24 protein-coding genes and 1 pseudogene are annotated in these 23,311 nt (G+C 64.1%); 17 read left to right on the forward strand and 8 right to left on the reverse strand.

Annotation, left to right across the window (positions count from 1 at the left end):
- The first annotated feature begins 97 nt into the window (after positions 1-97).
- From B7X65_RS03025 to B7X65_RS03060, 8 genes are all read left to right on the forward strand, one after another.
- The gene (locus B7X65_RS03025; protein WP_293592583.1) at positions 98-784 is read left to right on the forward strand and encodes a TetR/AcrR family transcriptional regulator; all 687 of its coding nucleotides are present in this window, start codon (positions 98-100) and stop codon (positions 782-784) included.
- The gene (locus tag B7X65_RS03030) at positions 781-1,983 is read left to right on the forward strand and encodes an efflux RND transporter periplasmic adaptor subunit (RefSeq protein WP_293592585.1); all 1,203 of its coding nucleotides are present in this window, start codon (positions 781-783) and stop codon (positions 1,981-1,983) included. The genes B7X65_RS03025 and B7X65_RS03030 overlap by 4 nt, the downstream gene beginning before the upstream one ends.
- 6 nt (positions 1,984-1,989) lie before the next feature.
- Positions 1,990-5,208, forward strand: coding sequence for an efflux RND transporter permease subunit (locus tag B7X65_RS03035; protein WP_293592587.1), 3,219 nt, complete (start codon positions 1,990-1,992; stop codon positions 5,206-5,208).
- Between the two features lie 43 nt (positions 5,209-5,251).
- On the forward strand, positions 5,252-5,935 hold the full coding sequence (locus B7X65_RS03040) for a protein-L-isoaspartate O-methyltransferase (RefSeq protein ID WP_293592589.1): 684 nt from the start codon (positions 5,252-5,254) through the stop codon (positions 5,933-5,935).
- A 14-nt stretch (positions 5,936-5,949) separates the two neighbouring features.
- On the forward strand, positions 5,950-6,306 hold the full coding sequence (locus B7X65_RS03045; protein ID WP_293592591.1) for a rhodanese-like domain-containing protein: 357 nt from the start codon (positions 5,950-5,952) through the stop codon (positions 6,304-6,306).
- Between the two features lie 48 nt (positions 6,307-6,354).
- Positions 6,355-7,698: a TolC family outer membrane protein gene (locus tag B7X65_RS03050; RefSeq protein ID WP_293592593.1), complete on the forward strand. Its 1,344-nt coding sequence runs from the start codon at positions 6,355-6,357 to the stop codon at positions 7,696-7,698.
- 126 nt (positions 7,699-7,824) lie between these two features.
- Positions 7,825-8,406, forward strand: a complete 582-nt coding sequence (locus tag B7X65_RS03055) for a DJ-1/PfpI family protein (RefSeq protein WP_293592595.1) — start codon at positions 7,825-7,827, stop codon at positions 8,404-8,406.
- A gap of 83 nt (positions 8,407-8,489) precedes the next feature.
- Positions 8,490-8,867, forward strand: a complete 378-nt coding sequence (locus B7X65_RS03060; protein WP_293592597.1) for a ribbon-helix-helix domain-containing protein — start codon at positions 8,490-8,492, stop codon at positions 8,865-8,867.
- Between the two features lie 30 nt (positions 8,868-8,897).
- Here the strand turns inward: B7X65_RS03060 and B7X65_RS03065 are convergent, their stop codons facing one another.
- On the reverse strand, positions 8,898-9,302 hold the full coding sequence (locus tag B7X65_RS03065; RefSeq protein ID WP_293592599.1) for a RidA family protein: 405 nt from the start codon (positions 9,300-9,302) through the stop codon (positions 8,898-8,900).
- Positions 9,303-9,443: 141 nt separating this feature from the next.
- Here B7X65_RS03065 and B7X65_RS03070 point away from each other — a divergent pair, with 141 nt between their 5' ends.
- Both B7X65_RS03070 and B7X65_RS03075 read left to right on the forward strand, forming a co-directional pair.
- Positions 9,444-10,367 (forward strand): LysR family transcriptional regulator, encoded by a 924-nt coding sequence (locus B7X65_RS03070; RefSeq protein WP_293592601.1) that lies wholly within the window; start codon positions 9,444-9,446, stop codon positions 10,365-10,367.
- 26 nt (positions 10,368-10,393) lie between these two features.
- A pseudogene (locus tag B7X65_RS03075) lies at positions 10,394-10,642 on the forward strand (TolC family protein); the annotation flags it as partial.
- Between the two features lie 69 nt (positions 10,643-10,711).
- On the opposite strand, the gene B7X65_RS03080 reads toward B7X65_RS03075, so the two are convergent.
- Positions 10,712-11,596 (reverse strand): LysR family transcriptional regulator, encoded by an 885-nt coding sequence (locus B7X65_RS03080; RefSeq protein WP_293592603.1) that lies wholly within the window; start codon positions 11,594-11,596, stop codon positions 10,712-10,714.
- A 102-nt stretch (positions 11,597-11,698) separates the two neighbouring features.
- Here B7X65_RS03080 and B7X65_RS03085 point away from each other — a divergent pair, with 102 nt between their 5' ends.
- Positions 11,699-12,313 carry a nitroreductase family protein gene (locus B7X65_RS03085; RefSeq protein WP_293592604.1) on the forward strand — a complete coding sequence of 205 codons (615 nt, stop codon included), beginning with the start codon at positions 11,699-11,701 and terminating at the stop codon, positions 12,311-12,313.
- The gene (locus tag B7X65_RS03090; RefSeq protein WP_293592605.1) at positions 12,310-13,182 is read left to right on the forward strand and encodes an EamA family transporter; all 873 of its coding nucleotides are present in this window, start codon (positions 12,310-12,312) and stop codon (positions 13,180-13,182) included. Before B7X65_RS03085 ends, B7X65_RS03090 begins: the two co-directional genes overlap by 4 nt.
- A gap of 12 nt (positions 13,183-13,194) precedes the next feature.
- Here B7X65_RS03090 and B7X65_RS03095 read toward each other — a convergent pair whose 3' ends face one another.
- The 4 genes from B7X65_RS03095 to B7X65_RS03110 all read right to left on the reverse strand — a co-directional run bounded on the left by B7X65_RS03095 (position 13,195) and on the right by B7X65_RS03110 (position 18,286).
- Positions 13,195-14,304 carry a DNA alkylation repair protein gene (locus B7X65_RS03095; RefSeq protein WP_293592606.1) on the reverse strand — a complete coding sequence of 370 codons (1,110 nt, stop codon included), beginning with the start codon at positions 14,302-14,304 and terminating at the stop codon, positions 13,195-13,197.
- Between the two features lie 4 nt (positions 14,305-14,308).
- Entirely contained in the window at positions 14,309-15,643 is a 1,335-nt protein-coding gene (locus B7X65_RS03100; protein WP_293592607.1) for a 3-deoxy-D-manno-octulosonic acid transferase, read from the reverse strand.
- Positions 15,625-16,680, reverse strand: coding sequence for a lipopolysaccharide heptosyltransferase I (gene waaC, locus B7X65_RS03105; RefSeq protein WP_293592609.1), 1,056 nt, complete (start codon positions 16,678-16,680; stop codon positions 15,625-15,627). Before waaC ends, B7X65_RS03100 begins: the two co-directional genes overlap by 19 nt.
- A 148-nt stretch (positions 16,681-16,828) precedes the next feature.
- Positions 16,829-18,286, reverse strand: a complete 1,458-nt coding sequence (locus tag B7X65_RS03110; RefSeq protein ID WP_293592611.1) for a phosphomannomutase/phosphoglucomutase — start codon at positions 18,284-18,286, stop codon at positions 16,829-16,831.
- A 112-nt stretch (positions 18,287-18,398) separates the two neighbouring features.
- On the opposite strand from B7X65_RS03110, the gene B7X65_RS03115 reads away from it, so the two are divergent.
- From B7X65_RS03115 to B7X65_RS03130, 4 genes are all read left to right on the forward strand, one after another.
- Positions 18,399-19,898 (forward strand): DNA-3-methyladenine glycosylase 2 family protein, encoded by a 1,500-nt coding sequence (locus tag B7X65_RS03115; RefSeq protein ID WP_293592613.1) that lies wholly within the window; start codon positions 18,399-18,401, stop codon positions 19,896-19,898.
- A 257-nt stretch (positions 19,899-20,155) separates the two neighbouring features.
- On the forward strand, positions 20,156-20,677 hold the full coding sequence (locus B7X65_RS03120) for a methylated-DNA--[protein]-cysteine S-methyltransferase (RefSeq protein WP_293592615.1): 522 nt from the start codon (positions 20,156-20,158) through the stop codon (positions 20,675-20,677).
- Positions 20,674-21,597: a DMT family transporter gene (locus B7X65_RS03125; RefSeq protein WP_293592617.1), complete on the forward strand. Its 924-nt coding sequence runs from the start codon at positions 20,674-20,676 to the stop codon at positions 21,595-21,597. Before B7X65_RS03120 ends, B7X65_RS03125 begins: the two co-directional genes overlap by 4 nt.
- Positions 21,594-21,764 carry a hypothetical protein gene (locus B7X65_RS03130; protein ID WP_293592619.1) on the forward strand — a complete coding sequence of 57 codons (171 nt, stop codon included), beginning with the start codon at positions 21,594-21,596 and terminating at the stop codon, positions 21,762-21,764. Before B7X65_RS03125 ends, B7X65_RS03130 begins: the two co-directional genes overlap by 4 nt.
- A gap of 21 nt (positions 21,765-21,785) precedes the next feature.
- Here B7X65_RS03130 and B7X65_RS03135 read toward each other — a convergent pair whose 3' ends face one another.
- Both B7X65_RS03135 and B7X65_RS03140 read right to left on the reverse strand, forming a co-directional pair.
- A complete protein-coding gene (locus B7X65_RS03135) occupies positions 21,786-22,445 on the reverse strand; it encodes a DUF1345 domain-containing protein (RefSeq protein WP_293592621.1) in 660 nt (219 codons plus the stop codon).
- Positions 22,446-22,556: 111 nt separating this feature from the next.
- Complete coding sequence (locus tag B7X65_RS03140) at positions 22,557-22,811, reverse strand: hypothetical protein (RefSeq protein WP_293592623.1); 255 nt, start codon at positions 22,809-22,811, stop codon at positions 22,557-22,559.
- Between the two features lie 190 nt (positions 22,812-23,001).
- Between B7X65_RS03140 and B7X65_RS03145 the strand changes: the two genes are divergently transcribed.
- Positions 23,002-23,244, forward strand: coding sequence for a hypothetical protein (locus B7X65_RS03145; RefSeq protein WP_293592625.1), 243 nt, complete (start codon positions 23,002-23,004; stop codon positions 23,242-23,244).
- Positions 23,245-23,311: the final 67 nt, after the last annotated feature.

A 23,311-nucleotide genomic window follows, 5' to 3' on the forward strand; every position in this document is an offset into this window, starting at 1 on the left:
ACCCCACCTTCACCTGCCCGAGCCCGGATAAAGTGGGTGGGTCCCTTGACGGACGGGGAGCAAGGCACTACATTACTAACCAGTCAGTCAGTAACTAATGTCCATCTCCAAATTCCTCAGTGATACCACCGCCACGCTCTCGGCCAAACGCGAGCGGCGCAAGGAAGCGCGCCCCGGCGAGCTGCTCGATGCCGCGCTTGACCTGTTTGTCGAAAAAGGTTTCGCCGCGACCCGCGCCGAAGAAGTAGCCGCCCGCGCCGGCGTTTCCAAGGGCACGCTGTTCCTGTATTTCCAGAGCAAGGAAGAACTGCTCAAGGCGGTGGTGCGCGAAAACATCTCGGGGCGCTTCAAGGAGTGGAACGACGAGTTCGAACGTTTTGAAGGCACGGCCGCCGAGATGCTGGCCTACTGCATGACGGTGTGGTGGGAGCGTGTCGGCGCCACCCGGGCCTCGGGCATCACCAAGCTCATGATGAGCGAAGCCGGCAACTTCCCCGAAATCACCGCGTTCTATCAGCAGGAAGTCATCCTGCCCGGCCAGGCGCTGTTTCGCCGCATCATGCAGCGCGGCATAGACCGGGGTGAATTCCGGCCGATGGACCTGGACTACGCCATCTACAGCGTGATTGCGCCCATGATTTTCCTGATTCTGGCCAAACATTCCGCAGGCACCTGCGCAGACCCCAGCCTGCAGGGCAACGCCACCAAATACATCGCCACCCAGGTCGACACCATCCTCCACGGGATCTGCGTGGCCCCCACCACCGGCAAGGCAAAAAAATGAAACCCTGGATCAAATGGGTCATCGCCCTCGTCCTGCTGCTGCTGCTGGCCACGGCCGTGTGGGGCACGCTGTCAGCACGCAAAAAGCAGCAACAGGCGCTGGCCGACTCCACGGCCGCCAAAGCGCAAACCGTGGTCGAGCTGGCGGCCACCGATGTGTTCCAGGCCAAAACCATGGAGCTGAGCCAGGGGCTGCCGGTGTCGGGCTCGCTCAAGGCCGTCAACTCGGCCTTCGTCAAGACACGGGTGGCCGGCGAACTGCAGGGCCTGACGGTGCGTGAAGGCGATACCGTCAAGGCCGGGCAAGTGCTGGCACGTATTGACGCCAGCGAATACCAGTCGCGCATGCGGCAGGCGCAGGAGCAGGCCGATTCGGCCAAGGCGCAGATCGACATCGTGCAGCGCCAGTACGACAACAACCAGGCCCTGGTCAACCAGGGCTTCATTTCCAGAACGGCGCTCGACGCCTCGCTGGCCAACCTCAACGCGGCCAAAGCCACCCACCGGGCCGCCCTCGCCGCTGCCGAGGTGGCCAAAAAATCGCTGGACGACACGGTGCTGCGCGCACCCCTGTCGGGCCAGGTTGCACAGCGCCTGGCGCAGCCCGGTGAACGCCTCGGGGTGGACGTGCGGGTGCTGGAAATTGTGGACCTGAGCCGGCTGGAATTGGAAGCCAGCCTGAGCGCGGCCGATGCACTGACAGTGCGCCACGGCCAGAGCGCGGTGCTGCAGATAGAAGGCAGCGCGCAGACCGTCAAGGCGACGGTGGCACGCATCAACCCCAGCGCGCAGGGCGGCAGCCGCAGCGTGCTGGTGTACCTGGGCATCGACAACCCGGCCGCGCCCCCGGGCCTGCGCCAGGGCCTGTTTGCGCAGGGCACGCTGGGCACGACGCGCGTGCAGGCCCTGGCCGTGCCGCTGAGCGCCGTGCGTACCGACAAACCCGCGCCTTATGTGCAGGTGGTGGACAACAACCAGGTCGTGCACAAGCCGGTGGAGATGGGCTTGCGCGGCAGCAGCGGCGCAGACGCGGGCAACGGCACCCTGGTGGCGGTCAAAGGGCTGGCGGAAAACGCGGTGGTCATCGCCGGTGCCGTGGGTGCCCTGCGCGAGGGAACGGCCGTGAAGTTCACGCAGGCGCCCGCCTGGGCCCAGGCTCCTGCCGCGCCCGCACCCGCTTCCGTCAAAACCGCGCCCTAAACCGGTATGTGGTTCACCCAGGTCAGCCTGAAAAATCCGGTCTTCGCGACCATGGTCATGCTCGCCATCGTGGTGCTGGGCCTGTTTTCCTACCAGCGCCTGCAGGTCGACCAGTTTCCGAACATTGACTTTCCGGTGGTGGTGGTCACCACCGAATACCCCGGCGCTTCGCCCGAGATCGTCGAGAGCGAAGTCACCAAGAAAATCGAGGAAGGCGTCAATTCGATTGCCGGCATCAATGCGCTGACGTCCCGCAGCTACGAAGGCCAGTCGGTCGTCATCATCGAATTCCAGCTGCAGATCGACGGCCGCAAGGCCGCAGAAGACGTGCGCGAAAAGATTGCTTCGCTGCGTCCGCTGCTGCGCGACGAGGTCAAGGAGCCGCGCGTGCTGCGTTTCGACCCGGCCAACCGCGCCATCTGGTCGGTTGCCGTGTTGCCGATGGCTGCAGGCGCCGGTCCTGCAGCGGCAAGCACAGCGGCCTTGCCCACCGCCGTCGAACTGACCAACTGGGCCGACCAGGTGCTCAAGAAGCGGCTGGAGAACGTGCGCGGCGTCGGCTCGGTCAGCCTGGTGGGCGGCAGCAAGCGCGAAATCAACATCTACCTGAACCCGCAGGCCATGGAAGCGCTGGGCATCACGGCCGACCAGGTGGCGAGCGCCGTGCGCAACGAAAACCAGGACCTGCCGGTGGGCGCCATCCGCTCACTGGCGCAGGAACGCGTCGTGAAAATCGACGCCCGCATGAAACGGCCCGAAGACTTCGGCAAGATCATCGTGGCGCGCAAGGTGTCCGCCGCCGGCGCGGGCAGCACCGTCACTGTGGACCAGGTCGCCAGCATCCGCGACGGCTCGCAGGAGATCGACAGCCTGGCGCTGTACAACGGCCAGCGCACCTTGCTGCTGACCGTGCAGAAAGCCCAGGGCGAAAACACCATTGCGGTGGTGGACGGGCTGAACAAGGCGATCAAGGATCTGGAGGCCCAGCTTCCGCCCGGCACGCGGCTGGAGCAGATTGGCGACGGATCGCGGCCCATCCGGGTGGCGGTTGAAAACGTGCGCCGAACACTGATCGAAGGCGCGTTGCTGACCATCTTGATCGTCTTCCTGTTCCTGAATTCGTGGCGCTCCACGGTGATCACCGGCCTGACGCTGCCAATCTCCATCATCGGCACCTTCCTGTTCATGAACCTGTTCGGCTTCACCATCAACATGATCACGTTGATGGCGCTGAGCCTGTGTGTGGGCCTGCTGATCGACGACGCGATTGTGGTGCGCGAAAACATCGTGCGCCATGTGCAGATGGGCAAGCCGCCCTACCAGGCCGCGATGGAGGGCACGCAGGAAATCGGGCTCGCGGTGCTGGCCACCACGTTTTCCATCGTGGCGGTGTTCCTGCCCATCGGTTTCATGGGCGGCATCATCGGCAAGTTCTTCCACGAGTTCGGTGTCACCATCGTGGCGGCGGTGCTGATCTCGATGTTCGTCAGCTTCACGCTGGACCCCATGCTGTCGAGCATCTGGCATGACCCCAGCATTCATGCACACGGCCAGCACGGCAAACCGGTCACTTTCTACGACAGGACCATAGGCCGGGTGACCGGCTGGTTCGAACGCGCCACCGACTCGCTGGCCGAGACTTACCAGCGCATCCTGCGCTGGTCCCTGGTGCACAGGCTGGCCACGGTGGGCCTGGCCCTGGCGATTTTTGTGACCAGCGTTTTCATGGTGCCCCTGCTCGGCACCGAGTTCGTGCCCAAGGCCGACTTCTCGGAAACCTCGCTCAATTTCTACACGCCGGTGGGTTCGTCGCTGGAGGCCACCGAAGCCAAGACGCGGCAGGTCGAAACCATTCTGCGCGAATTCCCGGAGGTGAAATACACGCTGTCGACCATCAACACCGGCAACGCCCAGGGCAAGATGTACGCCAGCTTCTACGTGCGCCTGGTGGACCGCAAGGACCGGAGCCGCAACGTGGACGAGATGTCTGGCGTGCTGCGCGAACGCCTCAAGCAGGTGCCAGGCATCACCGTCACCCACGTCGGTCTGCTGGACTCGGTGGGTGGCAACAAACAGGTCGAGTTCTCGCTGCAGGGCGCCGACCTGAAGGAGCTGGAACGCCTGACCGGCCTGGTGATGGCCAAAATCAGCGGCATCCCCGGCCTGGTGGACCTGGACTCCAGCCTGAAGGCCGACAAACCGACCATCGAAGTGGACGTCAAGCGTGATGCCGCGTCCGACCTCGGCCTGTCGGTCTCGCAGATCGCGGCCTCGCTGCGCACCCTGGTGGCCGGGCAGACGGTGGGCAACTGGCGCGCGCCCGACGACCAGACCTACGACGTGAATGTGCGGCTAGCACCCAACGCCCGCAATACACCGCAGGACCTGGAGCGCCTGCCCTTCATCAGCAGTGTCATCGGCAGCAATCCCGACGGCTCGGCCCGCACGGTGCGCCTGAGCCAGGTGGCCACGGTGAAAGAAGCCACCGGCCCGAACCAGATCAACCGGCGCGACCTGACCCGCGAAGTCGCCATCAACGCCAACGTCTACAACCGCTCGGCCGGTGAGGTCTCTGCCGACATCCGCACCGCGCTCGACAGCATCAGCTTTCCGCCCGGCTACCGCTACCAGTTTGGCGGCTCGACCAAAAACATGGCCGAGTCCTTTGGATATGCCATCTCTGCGCTGGTCATGGCGATCCTGTTCATCTACATGATCCTGGCCAGCCAGTTCAAGAGCTTTCTGCAGCCCATGGCCCTGATGACCTCGCTGCCGCTCACGCTGATCGGCGTGGTGCTGGCGCTACTGCTGTTTCGCTCGACGCTGTCGATGTTTTCCATCATCGGCGTGGTGATGCTGATGGGCCTGGTCACGAAAAACGCGATTTTGCTGGTCGATTTTGCTATCCGCATGCGGGACGAAGGCATGGAACGCAGCGAAGCCCTCTTGACGGCCGCCCGCGTACGCCTGCGCCCGATTCTGATGACCACGCTGGCCATGATTTTCGGCATGGTGCCACTGGCCTTTGCACTGACCGAAGGCTCGGAGCAGCGCGCCCCCATGGGCCAGGCCGTGATTGGCGGCGTCATCACCTCCTCGCTGTTGACGCTGGTGGTGGTGCCGGTGACCTATTGCTACCTGGATGATCTGGCGCAATGGTTCAAACGAATCTTCACCGGCCGGCGTGCCCTGCCCGCCCCTGGGGGTGCCTCCCAACTAAAATGATGGGTTTCCCCCGACAGTCCCACCGTTTATTACAGACCACACCATGAACTACGAACAAGCCCGTTTCAACATGATCGAGCAGCAAATCCGCCCCTGGGAAGTGCTGGACAGCCAGGTGCTTTCCCTGCTGGCCGTGGTCAAGCGCGAAGACTTTGTGCCGACCGCGATGCGGGCCCTGGCTTTTGCCGACATGGAGATCCCGCTGGGCTCCAAACCCGGCCAGTGCATGCTGGCGCCCAAGGTCGAGGCGCGCGTCCTGCAGGACCTGGCGGTGCAAAAACATGAAAAAGTGCTCGAGATCGGTACGGGCTCCGGCTACATGGCGGCCCTGCTGGCCCACCGCGCCCAGCAAGTCATCACGCTCGAGATCGACCCCGACCTGGCCCAGCTGGCCCGCGACAACCTGAAGAAAGCCGGCGTCTACAACGCTGAAGTGCGCACCGGCGACGGCGCCGCCAAACTCGGCCAGGCCGTCTCCGGCAACGACCCGCTGAGCGGCCCCTTCGACGCGATTGTGCTCAGCGGCTCGGTCGCCGAAGTGCCGCCCGCGCTGCTGGCGATGCTGAAAATCGGCGGCCGGCTCAGCGCCATCGTGGGTTTTGAGCCTGTCATGCGCGCCACACTGGTCACCCGCGTCGGCGACGCCGCCTTCCGCACCACGCAGGGCTGGGACACGGTTGCTCCACGCCTGCGCAACTTCCCTGAACCCTCGAAATTCAACTTTTAACCCGAGCCGTCCCGATGATTGACCAACTGTCCCCCGCCGACTTCACCGCCTGGCTTGCCAGCCTGCCGGCCGGCGGCCCCGCGCCCATCGTGCTCGATGTGCGGGAGCCGTGGGAAGTGCAGACAGCGTCGGTCAAGGAAGACGGTTTCAGGCTGCTGCACATTCCGATGCGCGCCGTCCCCGCGCGGATTTTTGATCTCAAGGAAGAACTGCCGGCCGACCAGCCGGTGGCCTGCCTGTGTCACCACGGGGCGCGCAGCCAGCAGGTGGCCAACTTTCTGGCGCAAAACGGTTTCACGCAAGTGGTCAATCTGCAGGGCGGCATCAACGCGTGGTCCGTGCTACGCGATGCCTCCGTCCCACGCTACTGACCCCTGGCCCGCCCTCTTCACCGACTTCACATTTCATCAGGACACACCATGAAAACGCTCTTCAAAAAACCGGCCCTGCTGCCCCTGTCTCTTGCGTTAGGTACCGTGCTGGCGGCTTTTGCGCCGGCCGTCCAGGCGCAGAATTTGGTGGAGCTGTACCGTTCGGCGCGCGAGTACGATGCAGCCTACCAGTCGGCACGTTCGCTGTACGAGGCCAACCTGGCCAAGGCCGAGCAGGCCAAGGCCGGCATTTTGCCAACCGCCGGGCTGTCGATGGGTGCCTCGCGCACCAATTTTGAAAACAACAACCCGGTCGCCGACCGCAGCTTCCCGACGCAAACGGCCTCGCTGAACGCCTCGCAGCCACTGTACCGGCCCGGCAACTGGGCCACCTACGAGCAGGGCAAGCAGCAAGTGGTGCTGTCCAGGGCCCAGCTCGAAGCCGCCGAGCAGGACCTGATCGTGCGCACCAGCCAGGCGTATTTCGATGTGCTGGCCGCGCAGGACACGCTGGCTTTTGTCAGGGCGCAAAAAGCCGCGGTGGGCGAGCAGTTGGCTTCTGCCAAACGCAACTTCGAGGTCGGCACCTCCACCGTCACCGACTCGCGCGAGGCGCAGGCGCGTTTCGACCTGGTAACCGCGCAGGAAATTGCCGCTGAAAACGACTTGCGCGTCAAGAAAATCGCGCTCGACCAGCTGGTCGGCAAAACCGACGCCCAGCCCAAAGGCCTGCTGGTGCCCGTCGAGCTGCCGCCGCTGGTGCCCGCCGACGTGAACACCTGGGTCCGGCAATCCGAAGACCTGCACCCGACGGTGCGCCAGGCCCAGGCCAACCTGGAAGTCGCCAAGCTCGAAATCGACAAGGCCGAAGCCGGCCACAAACCCACGCTGGACCTGACCGCCAGCTACGGCGTGCAGCGCAACCCCCAGGGCAGTGCCACCAGCCCGCTGGACTACCGCACCAACAGCACCACGGTCGGCCTGGCGCTGAACCTGCCGCTGTTCGCCGGCTTCGCCACGCAAAACCGCATCCGCGAAACGCTGTCACTCGAAGAAAAAGCCCGCACTGACCTCGAAGGCGCCAAACGCGGCGTTGCCCTGAGCACGCGCACCGCCTACTTCGGCGTGTTGTCGGGCCAGGGCCAGGTCAAGGCGCTGGAGGCCGCCGAAGCGTCCAGCCAGAGCGCGCTCGACGCCAACAAGCTGGGCTACCAGGTCGGCGTGCGCATCAACATCGACGTGCTCAATGCACAAAGCCAGCTGTTCCAGACCAAACGCGACCTCGCACAGGCGCGTTACAACGTGCTGATTGGCGGCCTGCGCCTGCGTCAGGCCAACGGCACGCTGACGCCGGAAGACTTGCTGCTGATCAATTCACTGTTGACGCAGTAGCTCATCGCAGGCGGCACCAACATGCCATGCCCCTGCCCCACGTAGTAGCCCGCTAACACCCAGGCCACTGCCATGCGCTGAATAATTCGGGGCTGAGAACTTGCTCAGCAACCCAAGGAGACAGACATGGCGGCCAAAAAAATCCTGATGATTTGCGGTGACTATTGCGAAGACTATGAAACCATGGTGCCGTTTCAGGCACTGCTGGCGGTGGGGCACACGGTGCACGCGGTCTGCCCCGACAAGAAGGCGGGCGACCAGATCAAGACGGCGATTCACGACTTCGAAGGCGCCCAGACCTACAGCGAGAAGCCGGGCCACAACTTCGCGCTCAATGCAACATTTGCCGACATCCGGGCCGAAAGTTACGACGCACTGCTGCTGCCCGGCGGCCGGGGGCCCGAGTACTTGCGCACCTACCCGGCGGTGACCGCGATGGTCAGGCATTTCTTTGATGCCGGCAAGCCCGTGGCCGCCATTTGCCACGCGGCCCAGTTGCTGGCCGCCGCCGGCGTGCTGAAGAACCGCACTTGCTCGGCCTACCCTGCCTGTCGCGCCGAGGTGGAGCTGGCCGGCGGCACCTACGCCGAAATCGCCATCGATGCCGCACACACGGATGGCAACCTGGTCAGCGCACCGGCCTGGCCGGCGCATCCGGCCTGGATCGCCCAGTTCCTGGCACTGCTGGGCACACGCATCAGCCACTAGTGCGTCTCCGGGCAGCGGTGGCGCGGCGCTTGCAGCGGCACCGCGTTTGCCGCATCATGGCGGATCCCTCAGGAGGCCAAAGCATGTGCAAGGTATTCATCAGCGCCGACCCCAGCTTGTATGAAAGCCGCGCCCGCTCGGTGCGACTCCACGGCGCGGCAACCAGCATCAAGTTGGAAAATCTGTTCTGGCGGGTACTCGACGAGATTGCCCGGCGCGACGGCATGAGTGTGCCGCAGCTCTGCACCCGGCTTTACGACGAGCTGCTGCATGAACGCGCCGAGGTGGAAAACTTCGCATCCTTCCTGCGCGTGTGCTGCGGGCGCTACCTGGCCTTGCAGCTCTCCGGCGGCATTCCCCAGGACATCACGATTCCCATCAGCAGCCTCAACGCAGGCCGCGTGCTGGCCAACGAGCGGCGCGCCATGCCCAGCCCTGCGACGGAAGTCCAGGCCGCTTAGCGCAGTGTCTGACCCTGGAGCGATTCGCCGTTAGTCCTTGCTGGATTCAGGTAGCTTCGCTATCACCTTGATCTCGAACTGAAAACCGTAGAGCCACGTCACGCCGACACCTGTCAGCGTCGGGTGCGGTGCGTCGCCCCAATAATCCGGCAGAACTTTCCAGATCGTCTCGAGTACCGATTCCGGATCGACGATGAATACAGTCACGTCCACCACGTCGTCGAACGTGCAATCTGCGGCCTTCAGAATCGCGTTCAGGTTGTCGAACGCAAGGCGAACCTGCGCCTCCATATCCGACTCGGGCGAGCCGTCCTCGCGGCTACCGACCTGCCCCGAAACGAACAGGAAGCCGTTGGACTTCACTGCCGGGGAATAGCGGTTGCGCTCATACAGCGCCTGGCGGCCGGGCGGAAAAACGACGTCACGTTGTGTCATTGATGTGCTCCATCATGGGGGCCAAGCGACCCCGGGTTTAAAGATGAACTCACTTTAGGCCGCGACGTCTGCCGGATAAACAGGCAAGCCTGTCCATCACTGTTCGTAGAATCCAAACAATCAACAACGCTGGGAGCCCGCATGGACCGTTTCGATGCAATGCAGGCCTTCGCCCGCGTGGTGGAAACCGGCAGCTTCACCAAAGCGGCCGAAACGCTGCACATGAGCAAAACCAGCGTGACGCAACTGGTGCAGCAACTGGAGGCCAGGCTGCGCGTCAGGCTCCTCAACCGCACCACACGCAAGGTCAACGTCACGGCTGATGGCGCCGCCTACTACGAGCGTGTGCTGCGCGTGCTGGCCGATGTGGACGATGCCGAAACCAGCCTGTCCAGCGCTTCCGCGTCGCCCAGGGGCCGGCTGCGGGTCGATGTGCCCAGCCCCCTGGCCCGCATGATCCTGATACCGGCACTACCGGCCTTCCACGCGCAATACCCCGACATCCAGCTCGACATGGGCGTCAGCGACCGCATGGTGGACATCATCAGCGAGAACGTGGACTGCGTCGTGCGTGGCGGTGAACTCACCGACCTGTCACTGATGGCCCGCCACGTGGGCGACCTGCAGCTCGGGGTCTATGCGGCACCGAGCTACCTGGCGCGTGCCGGCACACCCTTGCACCCGCGCGAGCTGGAGGACACGCACCACCGCATCGTGGGTTTCCTGTGGGCGCGCACCGGCAAGGCGGTTCCGTACGCCATGCACTCAGGCAGTGAAAGCATCAAGGTGCAGGGGCGTTACGTGCTCTCGGTCGATGACGGCAACGCCTACCTCGCCGCCGGCCTGGCCGGCATGGGCGTTCTCTGGCTGCCGAACTACATGGCCAAGGCGCACTTGGCAAGCGGGGAGTTGGTGCCGCTGTTCGAAGGGTGGAGGCTTGATGCCATGCCGCTGTACATCGCGTTTCCGCCTAACCGGCATGTCAGCAGCAAGTTGCGGGTGTTCATCGAATGGGTGGCTGAGCTGATGGCGGAGCATGCGCCTGTCGCTGAACGGCATTCGTGACGATGGCGTTGGGAGTGCCACGAAGCCAGGTCAAGGTTCTCGAAGCGACCGAAGCGTTCAGCCAGAGCGCGCTCGATACCAACAAGCTGGGCTACCAGGTCGGCGTGCGTATCAACATTGATGCGCTCAATGCCCAAAGCCAGCTGTTTCAGACCAAACGCGACCTCGCGCAGGCGCGCTACAACGTGCTGATCGGCGGGCTGCGGTTGCGTCAGGCCAATGGCACGCTGACGCCGGAAGATTTGTTGTTGATCAATTCGCTGCTGGTGAAGTAAGTGCGTCCGCCACGTCGCAAAGTCATCTTCAGGGTCTAGCCGACCCGCGGGGTGCCGCAGTCTCTGTGGTCAATTGAACGCTTCTACCAGGAAATCCACAAAGGCCCGGATCTTCGGAGCAAGGTGTTGGCGGGACGGATACACCGCATAGAGTGTGGTTTCCACGGTTGTCCAGTCCTCCAGGGCGGATTGCAAGCGCCCATCTCTCAAGTCGCTTTCGACATAGGGATACGGCATCAAGCTGAGACCGAAGCCCTCACGCAAGGCATCCCGAACAGCGAGGCTTGAGGTGACGGAGTATCGAGCGCGTATCGGTACCCGTTCTGTACGACCATCTTTGTTGAACACCCACTGGTCCGAATGACCGGAGAGGCTGAAACGAACGCAGGTGTGAGACGCAAGGTCGGAAGGCTTTGTTGGCTTCCCATTTGCCTCGAAGTAGGACGGGGCTGCACAAAGCACATGCGGCATGACCGCCAGCTTCCTGGCGACCATTCTGGAGTCCTCCAGGTTGTCGCTGCCGCGAATGGCAAGATCAAACCCTTCCCGAATCAGGTCAACGCGCCTGTCGTCCAAGTGGAGGTCAAGGCTCAGCTCAGGATAGCGCGATAAAAAGTGGGGAATGGCCGCTGAGAGTTTTGTCAGGGTGACAGTCATGGGCGCGCTGATCCGCAGGGTGCCACTCGGGTCTTTTTTTGTGGGACACAAGGCCTCATCCGCCTCCGAGAACGCGTCAAGTCCGCGAACAACATGCTCCAGGTATGTTTTTCCCTCTTCCGTCAGCGCCATACGCCGTGTCGTCCGGTTGATCAGGCGCGCGCCAACATGCGCTTCCAGCTCAGCGATGTTCTTGCTGATCGCCGCTGGTGATAGGCCCAGGCGCCTGCCGGCCTCTGCAAAGCTGTTCAGTTCCGCCACGTATCGATAAACCTTAAAAGCGGTAAAGCGGTCCACACTATTCTCTTCTATTAGTGAATTATCTCTTTAGTAATCTTTGTATTATATTTTATTGGTGGATTACCTAAACTCGTTTGATCCTTTGAATTCATCGAAATAATGATCCACCCCACCATCACACTTATTGAACAACGCACATCAGTCAACCATTTCGATGCAGAGCATCGATTGTCAGATACTGAGATCGAGCAGCTTGTTCGGCTTGCAACAAGGGCGCCCACCGCCTACAACCTTCAAAACTGGCGATTTATCGCGGTGAGAACGCCGGCGGCGAAAGCTCTGTTGCACGACCTTGCCCACGGACAGGCCAAAGTATTGGAGGCAGCCGTAACTTTTATCGTCTGCGGCCAACTCCCCAACCACCTCGACGTCCCCCAAAGACTCCTCCCCTTCATAGACGCCGGCTACATGTCCGAAGCTATGGCGTCAGCGTGGAAAACCGGTGTGAGAACGCAATATGCTGATCCACGGATTGCTCGTGACGAGGCTGTCCGCTCCGCCACCTTTGGCGCCGCGACCCTCATCTTTGCGGCCGAGGCAATGGGCCTGGCCACCGGCCCTATGGGTGGCTTCGACGCTGACAGCGTGGCGGGTCAGTTCGGCCTAACCAGCGAGGAAATTCCCGTGATGCTCGTGGCAGTCGGGCGCGCAGCGGGAACCAGCTGGCCGCAAAAACCGCGCCGCCCGCTTGCCGAGGTTCTGGGGGTCGCGTGAAAAAAAACAGTTCTGATCTGTTGTTGACGGCAATAGCACCGGTGGTCTGGGGCAGTACCTACATCGTCAGCACCGAGTTCTTGCCCAATTACTCTCCAGTGACAGTCGCAATGCTTCGGTCGCTGCCGGCTGGGTTACTGCTACTCCTGTTTGTGCGGACCCTTCCAACTGGCATCTGGTGGGCACGTGCCTTCATCCTCGGTGCGCTGAACTTTTCGATCTTCCTCAGCTTGCTGTTCATTGCCGTTTATCGGCTTCCCGGCGGGGTCGCAGCAACTGTGTCGTCGGTGCAACCCCTCCTGGTGGTGTTTCTCGCCTACTTCGTGCTGGCCCAGCCAATCCGACGGGTATCGATTGGTGCTGCCCTTGTTGGAGCTGCAGGCGTGGCGTTGTTGGTGCTGACGCCCAGCGCCGCACTTGACCCAATCGGCGTTCTGGCGGGGCTGGTCGGAACCGGTGCAATGGCATGTGGCACGGTACTTAACCGCAAGTGGCAACCCACGGTATCGCTGATTACCTTCACTGCATGGCAACTGACCGCCGGGGGCCTTCTTCTAGTGCCTGTCGTACTTGTGTTCGAGCCACTCATCCCCGTTCCGACGACAACCAACCTGCTTGCTTTTGCATGGCTTGGTCTGATCGGCATGGCTTTGACATATGCCCTGTGGTTGCGAGGGGTAACGCGTCTGGACTCCTCCGCGGTCTCATCGCTGCTCTTGCTCAGCCCTGTAGCCGCCGTATTGTTGGGATGGCAATTCCTGAACCAGACCCTGACCTGGCCCCAGATGGCTGGCGGCCTGCTCGTTGTGGGAAGCATTTGGCTTGGGCAACGCGCTCCCGCTCAGCCTGGCAACACCGGCAAAATCTGACAAGCGCGTGCATCACGCCAACTCAAATGCGCCCAGCGCCCTCGCCTGCCCATTCAGCAACACCTCCACCCGATGCAGCCCCGCATGGTGTTTGCGCGTGGTCATCTCCGCGGTGGATACCGTCTTTCTCAATCGCACCGTTTCTTTCGGTGCAAGTTTCAACACCTTGAGCTTGAAAACCTTGGCGCTGGTCTTGCCGCTGGCCTTGACGTAGTGGATGCAGAAGTCCACCAGCACGTCCTGCGGCTTCGCGCTGGTGTTGGACACGTCAAACGCGATGTTGACCTTCTCGCCCATGGGCACACGCGCGGGCGTGATGCGGGCGTTTGCCACTTCGACCTTCGCGCTTTTGCCGAAGCCCAGCACCTCCAGTGCGCCGGCCTCGCCGCGTTTGACGGCCGAGCGCAGCGCGTGCTGGACGATCCAGCGGCGCTCTTCGCTGGCGCCCTTCAGCCACTGCCTGGCGGTTTTGGCCAGCAGCTCCGGGTGGTCCTTGCCGATGTCGTTGAGGTTGTTGGCGACTGAGCGGCGCACGTACAGCGCGGGGTCGTCCTTGAGCAACTCCAGCAGTTCAAGCACCGGCGCCGGGTTTTTCTGGAAGGCCGGCAGGCGGGCGGCCCAGGGCAGGCGCGGGCGGCTGCCTTCGGACACCAGGCGGCGCACGTGTTCACTCGGGTCGCTGGCCCATTGTTTGAAACGCGCCAGCGTGGCGGCTTCGTGCTTTTGAAAAAAGGCGCGGATGCTAAACTCGGCGGTAAAGCGCTGCGTCAGCGCATGTTGCGCGCGCATGGACTCTTCGAAATGATCGAGCCCGAACTCGGCCACAAACATCGTGTGCGGCAGGTACAGGAAAGAGCCCAGGGTCAGCCCCGCATCGCGCCCGTGCGGCTGGTCCAGCGAGGCCAACAGGATATCAATCGCCTTCGGGTAGTCGGGCGGCAGATGCCGCTGCAAGGCGCGCGCGATGTGTTTGCCGCGTGGCATCAGGGCCAGGGCGTCATAACCCTTGAGCGCATCGGCGACAAACTTGCGCAATTCAAACGCCGGATGCACGGCGGTGATCATGCGCGCGATGGCTTTGGGCACATCCGCGCCGTACTGGTTGACGAGAGGCTCTGCCATGCCTTCAGTCCTTGAGTAGTTGTTCCAGTGCCTGCACGGTGTTGGCGGCCGCGCCGCGGTGTTGTGCCGAAAACTGCCGGCCGGCGGCCGCGGCGGCTTGCTGCGCGCTCGGCCGGCTCAGCATGGCGCGGGCTGCGCGCACGGCTTCGGCCATGTCTGAAACACGGCGCGCGGCACCGGCGGCTTCGGCGAGTTCGGCGACTTCGGCAAAGTTGAAGGTGTGCGGCCCCATGATGACGGGGCAGCCGCAGGCGGCCGCCTCGATCAGGTTTTGCCCGCCCAGCGGCGCGAAGCTGCCACCCAGCAAAGCCACGTCGCTCATGGCGTAATACAGCGCCATCTCGCCCAGCGAGTCGCCGAGCCAGACATCGGCCGCTGCCGGCGGCGCACCGTTCCGGCCGGAGCGACGCGACACCGTCAAGCCGTGTTTTTCAACCAGCGTTTGCACCTCGTCAAAGCGCTGCGGGTGGCGCGGCACGATCAGGATCTGGAAGTCGGCGGCCGGCGGCGGCTCTCCATCTGCTCTCTTTTCAGGAGCTGCCTGCGCCCGTGTGGAAAGGGCCAGGGCCATTATTTGCTTCAAAAAGTCGTCTTCCTCGCCCTCGCGCGAGCTGGCCAGCATCAACACCGGGCGGCCCAGCGCCTGGCGCCATTGCCGCCCGAGTTCCTGCTGGGAAGCGTCGGGCGCGGCGTCGAACTTGAGGTTGCCGAACACGCCCTGCACGGGCGCGCCGAGCGCACGCAGGCGTTCGGCGTCGTTGTCGCTCTGCGCGTACACCGCCGCCAGCGCCGCATAGGCCGGCCGCGACAGCCATGCGATGCGCAGCGCCTGTTGCAGCGACTTGTCGGACAGCCGCGCGTTGACCAGCACCAGCGGCACGCCGCGCGCCTGCGCGCCGGCCACGGTGTTGGGCCAAACCTCGGTTTCCATCAACAGTCCCAGGCGCGGCTTGAAGTGTGTGAAAAACCGTGCCACGGCGGCCTGGCTGTCCCAGGGCTGCCAGACCTGCACGTCGCCCGCGCGCAGCAGGCCCGCGCCCTCCGCCCGGCCGGTGGCGGTGCCGTGGGTCAGCAGGATGCGCAGCCCGGGCCACTGCGCGCGCAGGGCCGCCAGCAAAATGCCCGCGGTGCGGGTTTCGCCCAGCGACACGGCATGCACCCACACCAGCTCGGAGATGCTTTCAGCAGCTTGCGTGTAATGGCCGAAGCGTTCCTCGATGGCGTCGAGGTAACCCGGCTCGGCCAGGCCGCGCCTGCGCAGCTTGCGCCGCAAAAAGGGCTGGGCCGCCCACATCAACAGTGAATAAAGCTGGCGGATCATCAGGGAAGCGGCGCCCATTCGGACACCTGCGCCGGGAGCGGCTGGCAACTGAGCCAGGCGTCCCAGACCGCCTGCACCGACGGTGTGGGCTGGGCAAAAACGCTGAGCTGGCGCGGAGCACCTGCGCCTGTCGAATCAGGCAGTGGCCCGGTACGCCAGGCGGTGTCGAAGTTGTAGATCTGCACATGCGGCAGGTCGAGCGCGACGGCAATGTGGCTCAGGCCGCTGTCCACGCCGACGACGCCGGCGCACTGCGCGAGGTGCTGCGTCAGCGCATCGAGCGGAAGGCGGGGCCACACGATGACCTGATCTTCCGCGCTTCCGGCGTTCAAGCCCGCAGCAATGGCCTGGCTCGTCGCCAGTTCGTCGGCGCTGCCGTGCGGCAAGGCAATGCGGTAACCCTGCGCCATCAACTGACGGCCCAGCGTGATCCAGTTTTCCAGCGGCCACTGCTTGTCGGCGCGCGAGGTGCCGTGTACAAATGCTACTGTTTCAGGAGCATCTTGCGCACGTTCCATAAGGGCTGAAGGCACTTTTAACCCAAAATCCGGAACCGGCGGCAAGGCGTAGCCCAGGGCGCGCGCGCACAGTTCGCGTCCGCGCTGCATGGCGTGAATGTGCGGCGCCATGGCAATCGCCACGTCGGCGACCCAGCGCGTCGGCGCCTCGTAGGCCGAGCCTTCGGTCTGGTTGGCCAGCGCATAACGCTTGCCGCCCGGCGCCAGCCGCGCCAGGCGCGCCACCACGGCCGATTTGGTCAGGCCCTGCAGGTCGATCACCGCGTCGTACGGCTGGGCCTGCAGTTGTTTTTTGAAAATATGCCACTCGGCCCTCGTGGCGGCCGCCAGCGGCGCGTTGCGCCAGCGGCGCAACTCGCAGGGGATCACGTGCTGCACATGACCGCTCACCAGCAGCGGGGCCAGCAAAGGCGCAAACGCCTGTTCCACCACCCAGTCGATCTGCGCGCCGGGGCGCGCCGCCAGGATGTCCTGCACCACCGGCAAGGTGTGCACCACGTCGCCGAGCGACGAGAGTTTGACAAGAAGTATTTTCACCACGCGCCGGCCGCCCCAAGCAAGACCAGCCCCGAGATTGGCGACTCCCTCTTGACCAGCAGGGGCCGCGGAACCGGCTTTGCCGGGCCGCAGGCGCAGCGCCCCCTCGGAGGGCAGCGCAGTACGCGAAGCGACAAGCGTGGGGGCATTAGTGAACGGCCGCCGCGAAGCTGGCATCGGGCTTGACGCTGCGCAGCAGGCCCATCATGTCGGCCTGGATGCGCGCCAGCGCCTCCGGTGTGCGGCCTTCAAAACGCAGCACCAGCACCGGCGTGGTGTTGGAGGCGCGAATCAGGCCGAAGCCGTCGGTCCAGTCGATGCGCACGCCGTCTATCGTCGAAATTTTGGCGCCCGCGTTGACGGCCTCGCGCAGCGCGCTGCCGCCCGAGGGATCGGGACTGGCCGGCGCAGGACCGGCATCGCGCATGGCCTCCATGGCCAGGGACACCAGAGCCTCCACCACCGTGTGCGGCTCGCCCTCGCGGCAGGCCACGTTGAGTTCGGGCGTGCTGAAGCTGGTGGGCAGGGCATTGAGCAGCGCCCCGGCGTCGGGCGCCCGGCTGACGATTTCCAGCAGGCGGGCGCCGGCGTAGGTGCCGTCGTCAAAACCGAACCAGCGCTCCTTGAAAAAGATGTGGCCACTCATCTCGCCGCCCAGCGGCGAATTGACTTCCTTCATCTTCGCCTTGATCAGCGAGTGACCGGTGCGGTACATCATGGGCACGCCGCCGGCGGCCTCGATCTCGGGGGCCAGGCGCTGCGAACATTTCACGTCGAACACGATCGCGCCGCCCGGCGCACGCGATAGCACATCGCGCGCAAACAGCATCATCTGGCGGTCGGGGTAGATGTTGTTGCCGTCGCGCGTGACGATGCCGAGCCGGTCGCCGTCGCCGTCAAAGGCCAGGCCCAGCTCGGCGTCGCCGGCCTGCAGCACGGTGATCAGGTCCTTGAGGTTTTCCGGCTTGCTCGGGTCGGGGTGGTGATTCGGAAACGTGCCGTCGACCTCGCTGAACAGCTCGGTCACCTCGCAGCCCAGCGCGCGGAAGATGTCGGGTGCCGACGCCCCGGCAATGCCGTTGCCGGAGTCGATGACAATTTTCATCGGCCGCGTGAGCTTGATGTCGGCGACGATGCGGTCGCGGTAGGCCGCGAGCACATTGACCTGGGTGATTTGCCCCACGCGGGCCGGTGCGGCCCAGCCTTCGGCTTCCATGCTGCGGCGCAGGGCCTGGATGTCCTCGCCATAAATCGCGCGGCCGGCCAGCACCATCTTGAAACCGTTGTAGTCTTTGGGGTTGTGGCTGCCGGTGATCTGGATGCCGGAGCTGGCCAGCGTGCTGGCCGCGAAATAAAGCATGGGCGTGGTGGCCATGCCAATATCGACCACATCCACGCCGCTGGCCGCCAGGCCGCGCATCAGCGCCGCGCTCAGGGACGGCCCGCTCAGGCGCCCGTCGCGCCCCACCGCCACCGTCTGTTCCCCCTGGGCCAGGGCGATGCTGCCGAAAGCCCGGCCCAGGGCCTCGGCAACCGGTTCGTTGACGGTGGAGGGCACCACGCCGCGGATGTCGTAAGCCTTGAAAATGGATGCGTCAAGCTGCATGGGGTAGGCACTCCTGGGGTTGCAAAACAGCGTCGATTGTAGGCGCCGGGGGCGCGCGGGAGATGTCCGGAAACGGCCAGTCAAAACCCGCCCGGCACGTATCATCAAGCCCATGAACCCGGAAGCCACCCCTCTCGCCGACGACGCCTGCTACCTCGCGCTCAAAGCGCGGGACGCCCGCTTTGACGGCCGCTTTTTTACGGGTGTTACCTCCACGGGCATTTACTGCCGGCCGGTCTGCAGCGTGAAGACGCCCAAACGCGAGAACTGCCGCTTCTTCGGCCATGCCGCCCAGGCAGAGAACGCGGGCTTCCGGCCCTGCCTGCGCTGCCGGCCCGAACTGGCGCCACACTCGGTGGTCTGGTCGATTCAGGACGCCTCCTACATCCTGGCGCACCAGGCGGCGCGCCTATTAGATGAGCCCGAGGCCTGGACGGAAGCTGCACCTTCCGTCGAACTGCTGGCCGCGAAACTGGGTATCAGCGACCGCCACGTGCGGCGGATCTTCGAGACGCAATTCGGTGTGTCGCCCATGCAGTACCTGCAGACGCGCCGGCTGCTGACCGCCAAGCAGCTGCTGGCCGACACCGCCCTGCCGGTCACGCAGATTGCGCTGATCAGCGGCTTCGCCAGCGTGCGGCGCTTCAATGCGGCCTTTGTTGACCACTACGGCCTGAACCCGACGCAGATGCGGCGCCAGGGGGCCAGCTCGCCGGACACCGGCATCACCGTCCGGCTGGGTTACCGGCCGCCGTATGACGTGGCCGCGATGACGGGGTTTTTCAGGAAGCGTCAGATCAACGCTATCGAATTTGTAGCTGATGGCCCAGGCAGCATGGGAATAGGGCGCACTTTTCGTGTGGAAGTCGGCGGCAAGGTGCATGCCGGCTGGATTCACGCCAGCTTCGACGAAAGCCGCTGCCACGTCGCGCTGCGCATCAGCGACTCGCTGCGCGAGGTGTTGCCGCTGGTGATACGGCGGCTGCGCGCCATGCTGGACCTCGACGCCGACCCGCAGGCCATCAACAGCGTGCTGCACGCCGCTTTTCCGGGCGGCGACGGCCTGCGCGTGCCCGGTGCGATGGACGGTTATGAACTCGCGGTGCGCGCGGTGCTGGGCCAGCAGATCACGGTGGCGGCCGCGCGCACGCTCGCGCAGCGCATGGTGGACAAGTTCGGCGAGCCGATAGAAACGCCCTGGCCCGCCCTGACGCGGCTTTTTCCTGCGGCGGCGGTGCTGGCGCAGGCCAGCGGCGACGCGCTGGGCCAGCTCGGCATTGTCAGGCAGCGGCAGACCGCCATCGTCGGCATTGCCCAGGCCGTGGCCGAAAAGCGCCTGCAACTGCATGGCGGCGCCGATGTCAACGCCACCATCGCCGCCTTGAAAGCCCTGCGCGGCATTGGCGACTGGACGGCGGAGTACATCGCGATGCGGGCACTGCGCTGGCCCGACGCCTTCCCGTCCGGCGACGTGGCGCTGCACAAGGCGCTCGGTGTGCAGGGGCTGAAAAACCCGGCCAAGGAAGCCAGGCTCGCCTCGCTGGCCTGGAAGCCCTGGCGAAGTTATGCCGTCATCCGGGCCTGGAGCGGGGCGATGCAGCCCAGCGGCTGACGGCGCCTGGGATCCATGCGTTCAGGGAATGAATCAGGTGCCTCGATTTCATTGGACGAAAATGCGCCGTCGCGCGAGGATCCATGGCGAATGATCGAGGTTCTGTTTTTCCTGAATGCCCGCAAGGCGAACGACGTCTGAGAAGAAAGTTGTTTTGCTACTGAATTTATAGCTGGACACGCCCGCGCTTAAAGGGGAAAAACGCAATAACAGCCTGAATGACAGGCAGAACCCGAAACCATTCAAAGGTGAACATCATGAAATTTACCCGCTCCGTCGTTCAAACCACTTTCCAGAGCCCTCTGGGCAAGATGATCATTGCCGCAACCGACAAGGGCCTGGCCGGGCTCTGGTTCGAGGGCCAGCGCCACCTGCCGCCGGAACTGGTGGACCCTCCGGTCTGGCCCAGCGATCCGGCACATCCCGTTCTCCAGCAGGTGATGACCCAACTGACCGAATACTTTACGGGACAGCGCACGCAATTCGATGTGCCACTGGACCTGGCCTATGGCACGGCTTTCCAGCAATCCGTGTGGCAGGCGCTGCTGAAAATCCCGCAAGGCGGCACCGCCAGTTACGGCGAAGTGGGCCGGCGCATCGGCAAACCGGCTGCCGTGCGCGCCGTGGGCGCCGCCGTGGGCCGCAACCCGGTCAGCATCATCGTGCCCTGCCATCGCGTGATGGGTGCCAACGGCGCGCTGACCGGTTACGCCGGCGGGCTGGACCGCAAAACCGCCCTGCTCAAGCTCGAAGGCGTTCTTCAGGAGCACCGGTCTTGAGTTCAACATCCGCAAGTGCAAGTGCAAGCGCCGGCGCCCGCCCGAAACACTGGGCCATCGACTTCGTGCTGCTGGCCGCCATCTGGGGCTCGTCCTTCCTGTTCATGCGCATAGGCACGGTCGAGTTCGGCCCGTTGCCCACCGCCGCCGTGCGCGTCGCTATTGCGGCGGCCTTTTTGCTGCCGCTGGTGCTGCTGCGCGGTCTCGGCACGACCCTGGTGAAAAACTGGCGCCATGTGTTCCTGATCGGCATGTTCAATTCCGGCATTCCGTTTGCCTGCTTTTCGTTTGCGCTGCTGTCGATCACGACCGGACTGTCGGCCATCCTCAATGCCACCGTGCCCATGTTCGGCGCACTCGTGGCCTGGCTCTGGCTCAAGGACAAGCCCAACCACTCGCGCCTGCTGGGCCTGGTGGTCGGTTTTGCCGGGGTCGCCATGCTGGCCTGGGACAAGGCCACCTTCAAGCCCGACGCCTCGGGCGTGGCACCGGGCTGGGCCGTGCTGGCCTGCCTGTTTGCCTGCATTTGTTATGCGCTGTCAGCCAGCTACACCAAGCGTTACCTGACCGGGCTGCCGCCGCTGGTCACCGCCGCGGGCAGCCAGATCGGCGCCACCCTGGGCCTGGCGCTGCCGGCCCTGTGGCTGTGGCCGGCAAAGATGCCCGGCAGCAGCGCCTGGCTGGCCCTGCTGGTGGTTGGCGTGTTATGCACCGGCATTGCCTACATCCTGTACTTCCGGCTGATTGCATCCGCCGGCCCGGCGCGCGCGCTGGCCGTGACGTTTGTGGTGCCGGTGTTTGCCGTGTTTTACGGCGTGCTGTTTCTCGGCGAGGCCGTCACGCTCTGGATGCTGCTGTGCGCGGTGGTTATCGTCTGCGGTACGGCGCTGTCCACCGGGTTGCTTAAAATCGGGCGATGAGTTCTGCACGCAAAACCAAGATCAAGCTCAAGATCAAGGTCACCCGGCCGCGCAACCCGCTGGTCGTGCCGGCCCTGCAGCGCAAGGCGGGAGCGCACCGCAAGTCGCGCTCGGCCGCCCGGCACGCTGACAAAAGAGCCCTCGACAAGCAGTTGCGCGAAGAATGACCGGCAGGCCCTGGTGCGGGGTCAGTGCAGGGAGCCCGCCACCACATTGATGCTGAGCGCCAGGATCAGCATGTTGAAGGCAAAGGACAACACGGCGTGGACCGTCGTGAGCCGGCGCATCGCGCGCGAGGTCACCTGCACGTCGGACACCTGCGAGGTCATGCCGACCACATGTGCGTAATACAGAAAATCAAAATAGTCGGGGTCCTGCCCACCAGGAAACAGCAGGCCGGCACCCGCTGGCTGCTTGCGTTTTTCTTCCTGGTAATAGCGGTGCGCGTAATGAAACGCAAAGATGGCCTGGATGAACAGCCAGGACGCCGCCAGCGCCGCCATCGACAGGGCAATCTGCAGCGTGCGTGCCACGCCCGAGAGCTCCCGGCTCTGCTGCATCATGAACACAATGGCTGCCACGCAGGTCAGGGTGGCCAGCAGCAGCATCAGGAAAATCACCACGCCGGGCTCGTCCTGCGTCTGGGCGCGTTCACGGGTGCCTTTCGCGTCAAAAGCCATGGCCAGCCACCAGGCCAGCAAGAGGTAGACGGCCACGCCCACACACCAGCCGAGCAAGCCGCGCAAGGGCCAGGCCAGCGGCAGCGGCAGCGCTGCCGTGACCAGGCCCGCCGCGAGGCCATACATCAGGCGCTGCGGACCCGTGGTTTCGGAAAAGTGTTTGCGCATGCGCCCATTGTGATGCCAGCGACAAGCGGCCTCAAGGCTTGAGGGACGCGGCTCACCGGCGCGTTGCGGGAGAAAGCAGGGGCTGGCCGCAAGGGCCGGAAGGCCGGCGATCTATTTCTTCTTCAGCCCTTCAATCACCAGCGCCGCCTCGATGTCGGCCTCCTGCAGCTTCAGGTTCTGTACCACCAGGTCAAAGGCAGCGCCCATCATGATGGCGCGGGTGCGTTCGGGGATCTGTTCCCAGTTCTCGGCCAGCTCGTTGATCAGCACTTCGGCCAGTGTGCCCATGTCAAACACCCGCCCCTCGGACAGGTCCGCCTGGTCCATCCGCTCATGGAGCAGACGCATGACAAAATCCCGGTTCATTTTTTCTCCCTGATGGACGATTCGGCGAAAAGATCGGCCGCCTGTGTATTTTCGGCAATAACCTGACGAAGGTTACCGCGTCCGCGGGCGCCCTGCGCGCGGCAACCTGGAAAACGCCGACAATGACAGGTCACAAGGCCGGGCGACGACTCCACCCCGGCCGGTCATCTCCACCGGATCACACATTTCCATGGAATTTTTCAAGCCATCCGCCCTCTGGGTCGTGGACTTCCACTACGAAGGCCGTGCGCGCCGCTGGTTCAAGGCCTTCGGCCCCAAGGACGATCCGTTCCAGAAAATGACGGACACCCTGCAAGACCTGTACGGCGACCGCGCCAAACTGGCGACGGTGCGCAAGGCAACCGAGGAAGAGGAATTGCAGTACCTGCGCGGCGAAGAACCGAAAAACAGCTACTGCCCGACGGGGCGCTGACCGGGCGCTAAACGGGGAAATTCATGCGGCATGGCCCGCCGCGCCATGGCGCGGCTTCACACCTGTC

The organism is Polaromonas sp. 39-63-25, from assembly GCF_002278925.1.
Taxonomy (GTDB): Bacteria; Pseudomonadota; Gammaproteobacteria; order Burkholderiales; family Burkholderiaceae_C; genus Polaromonas.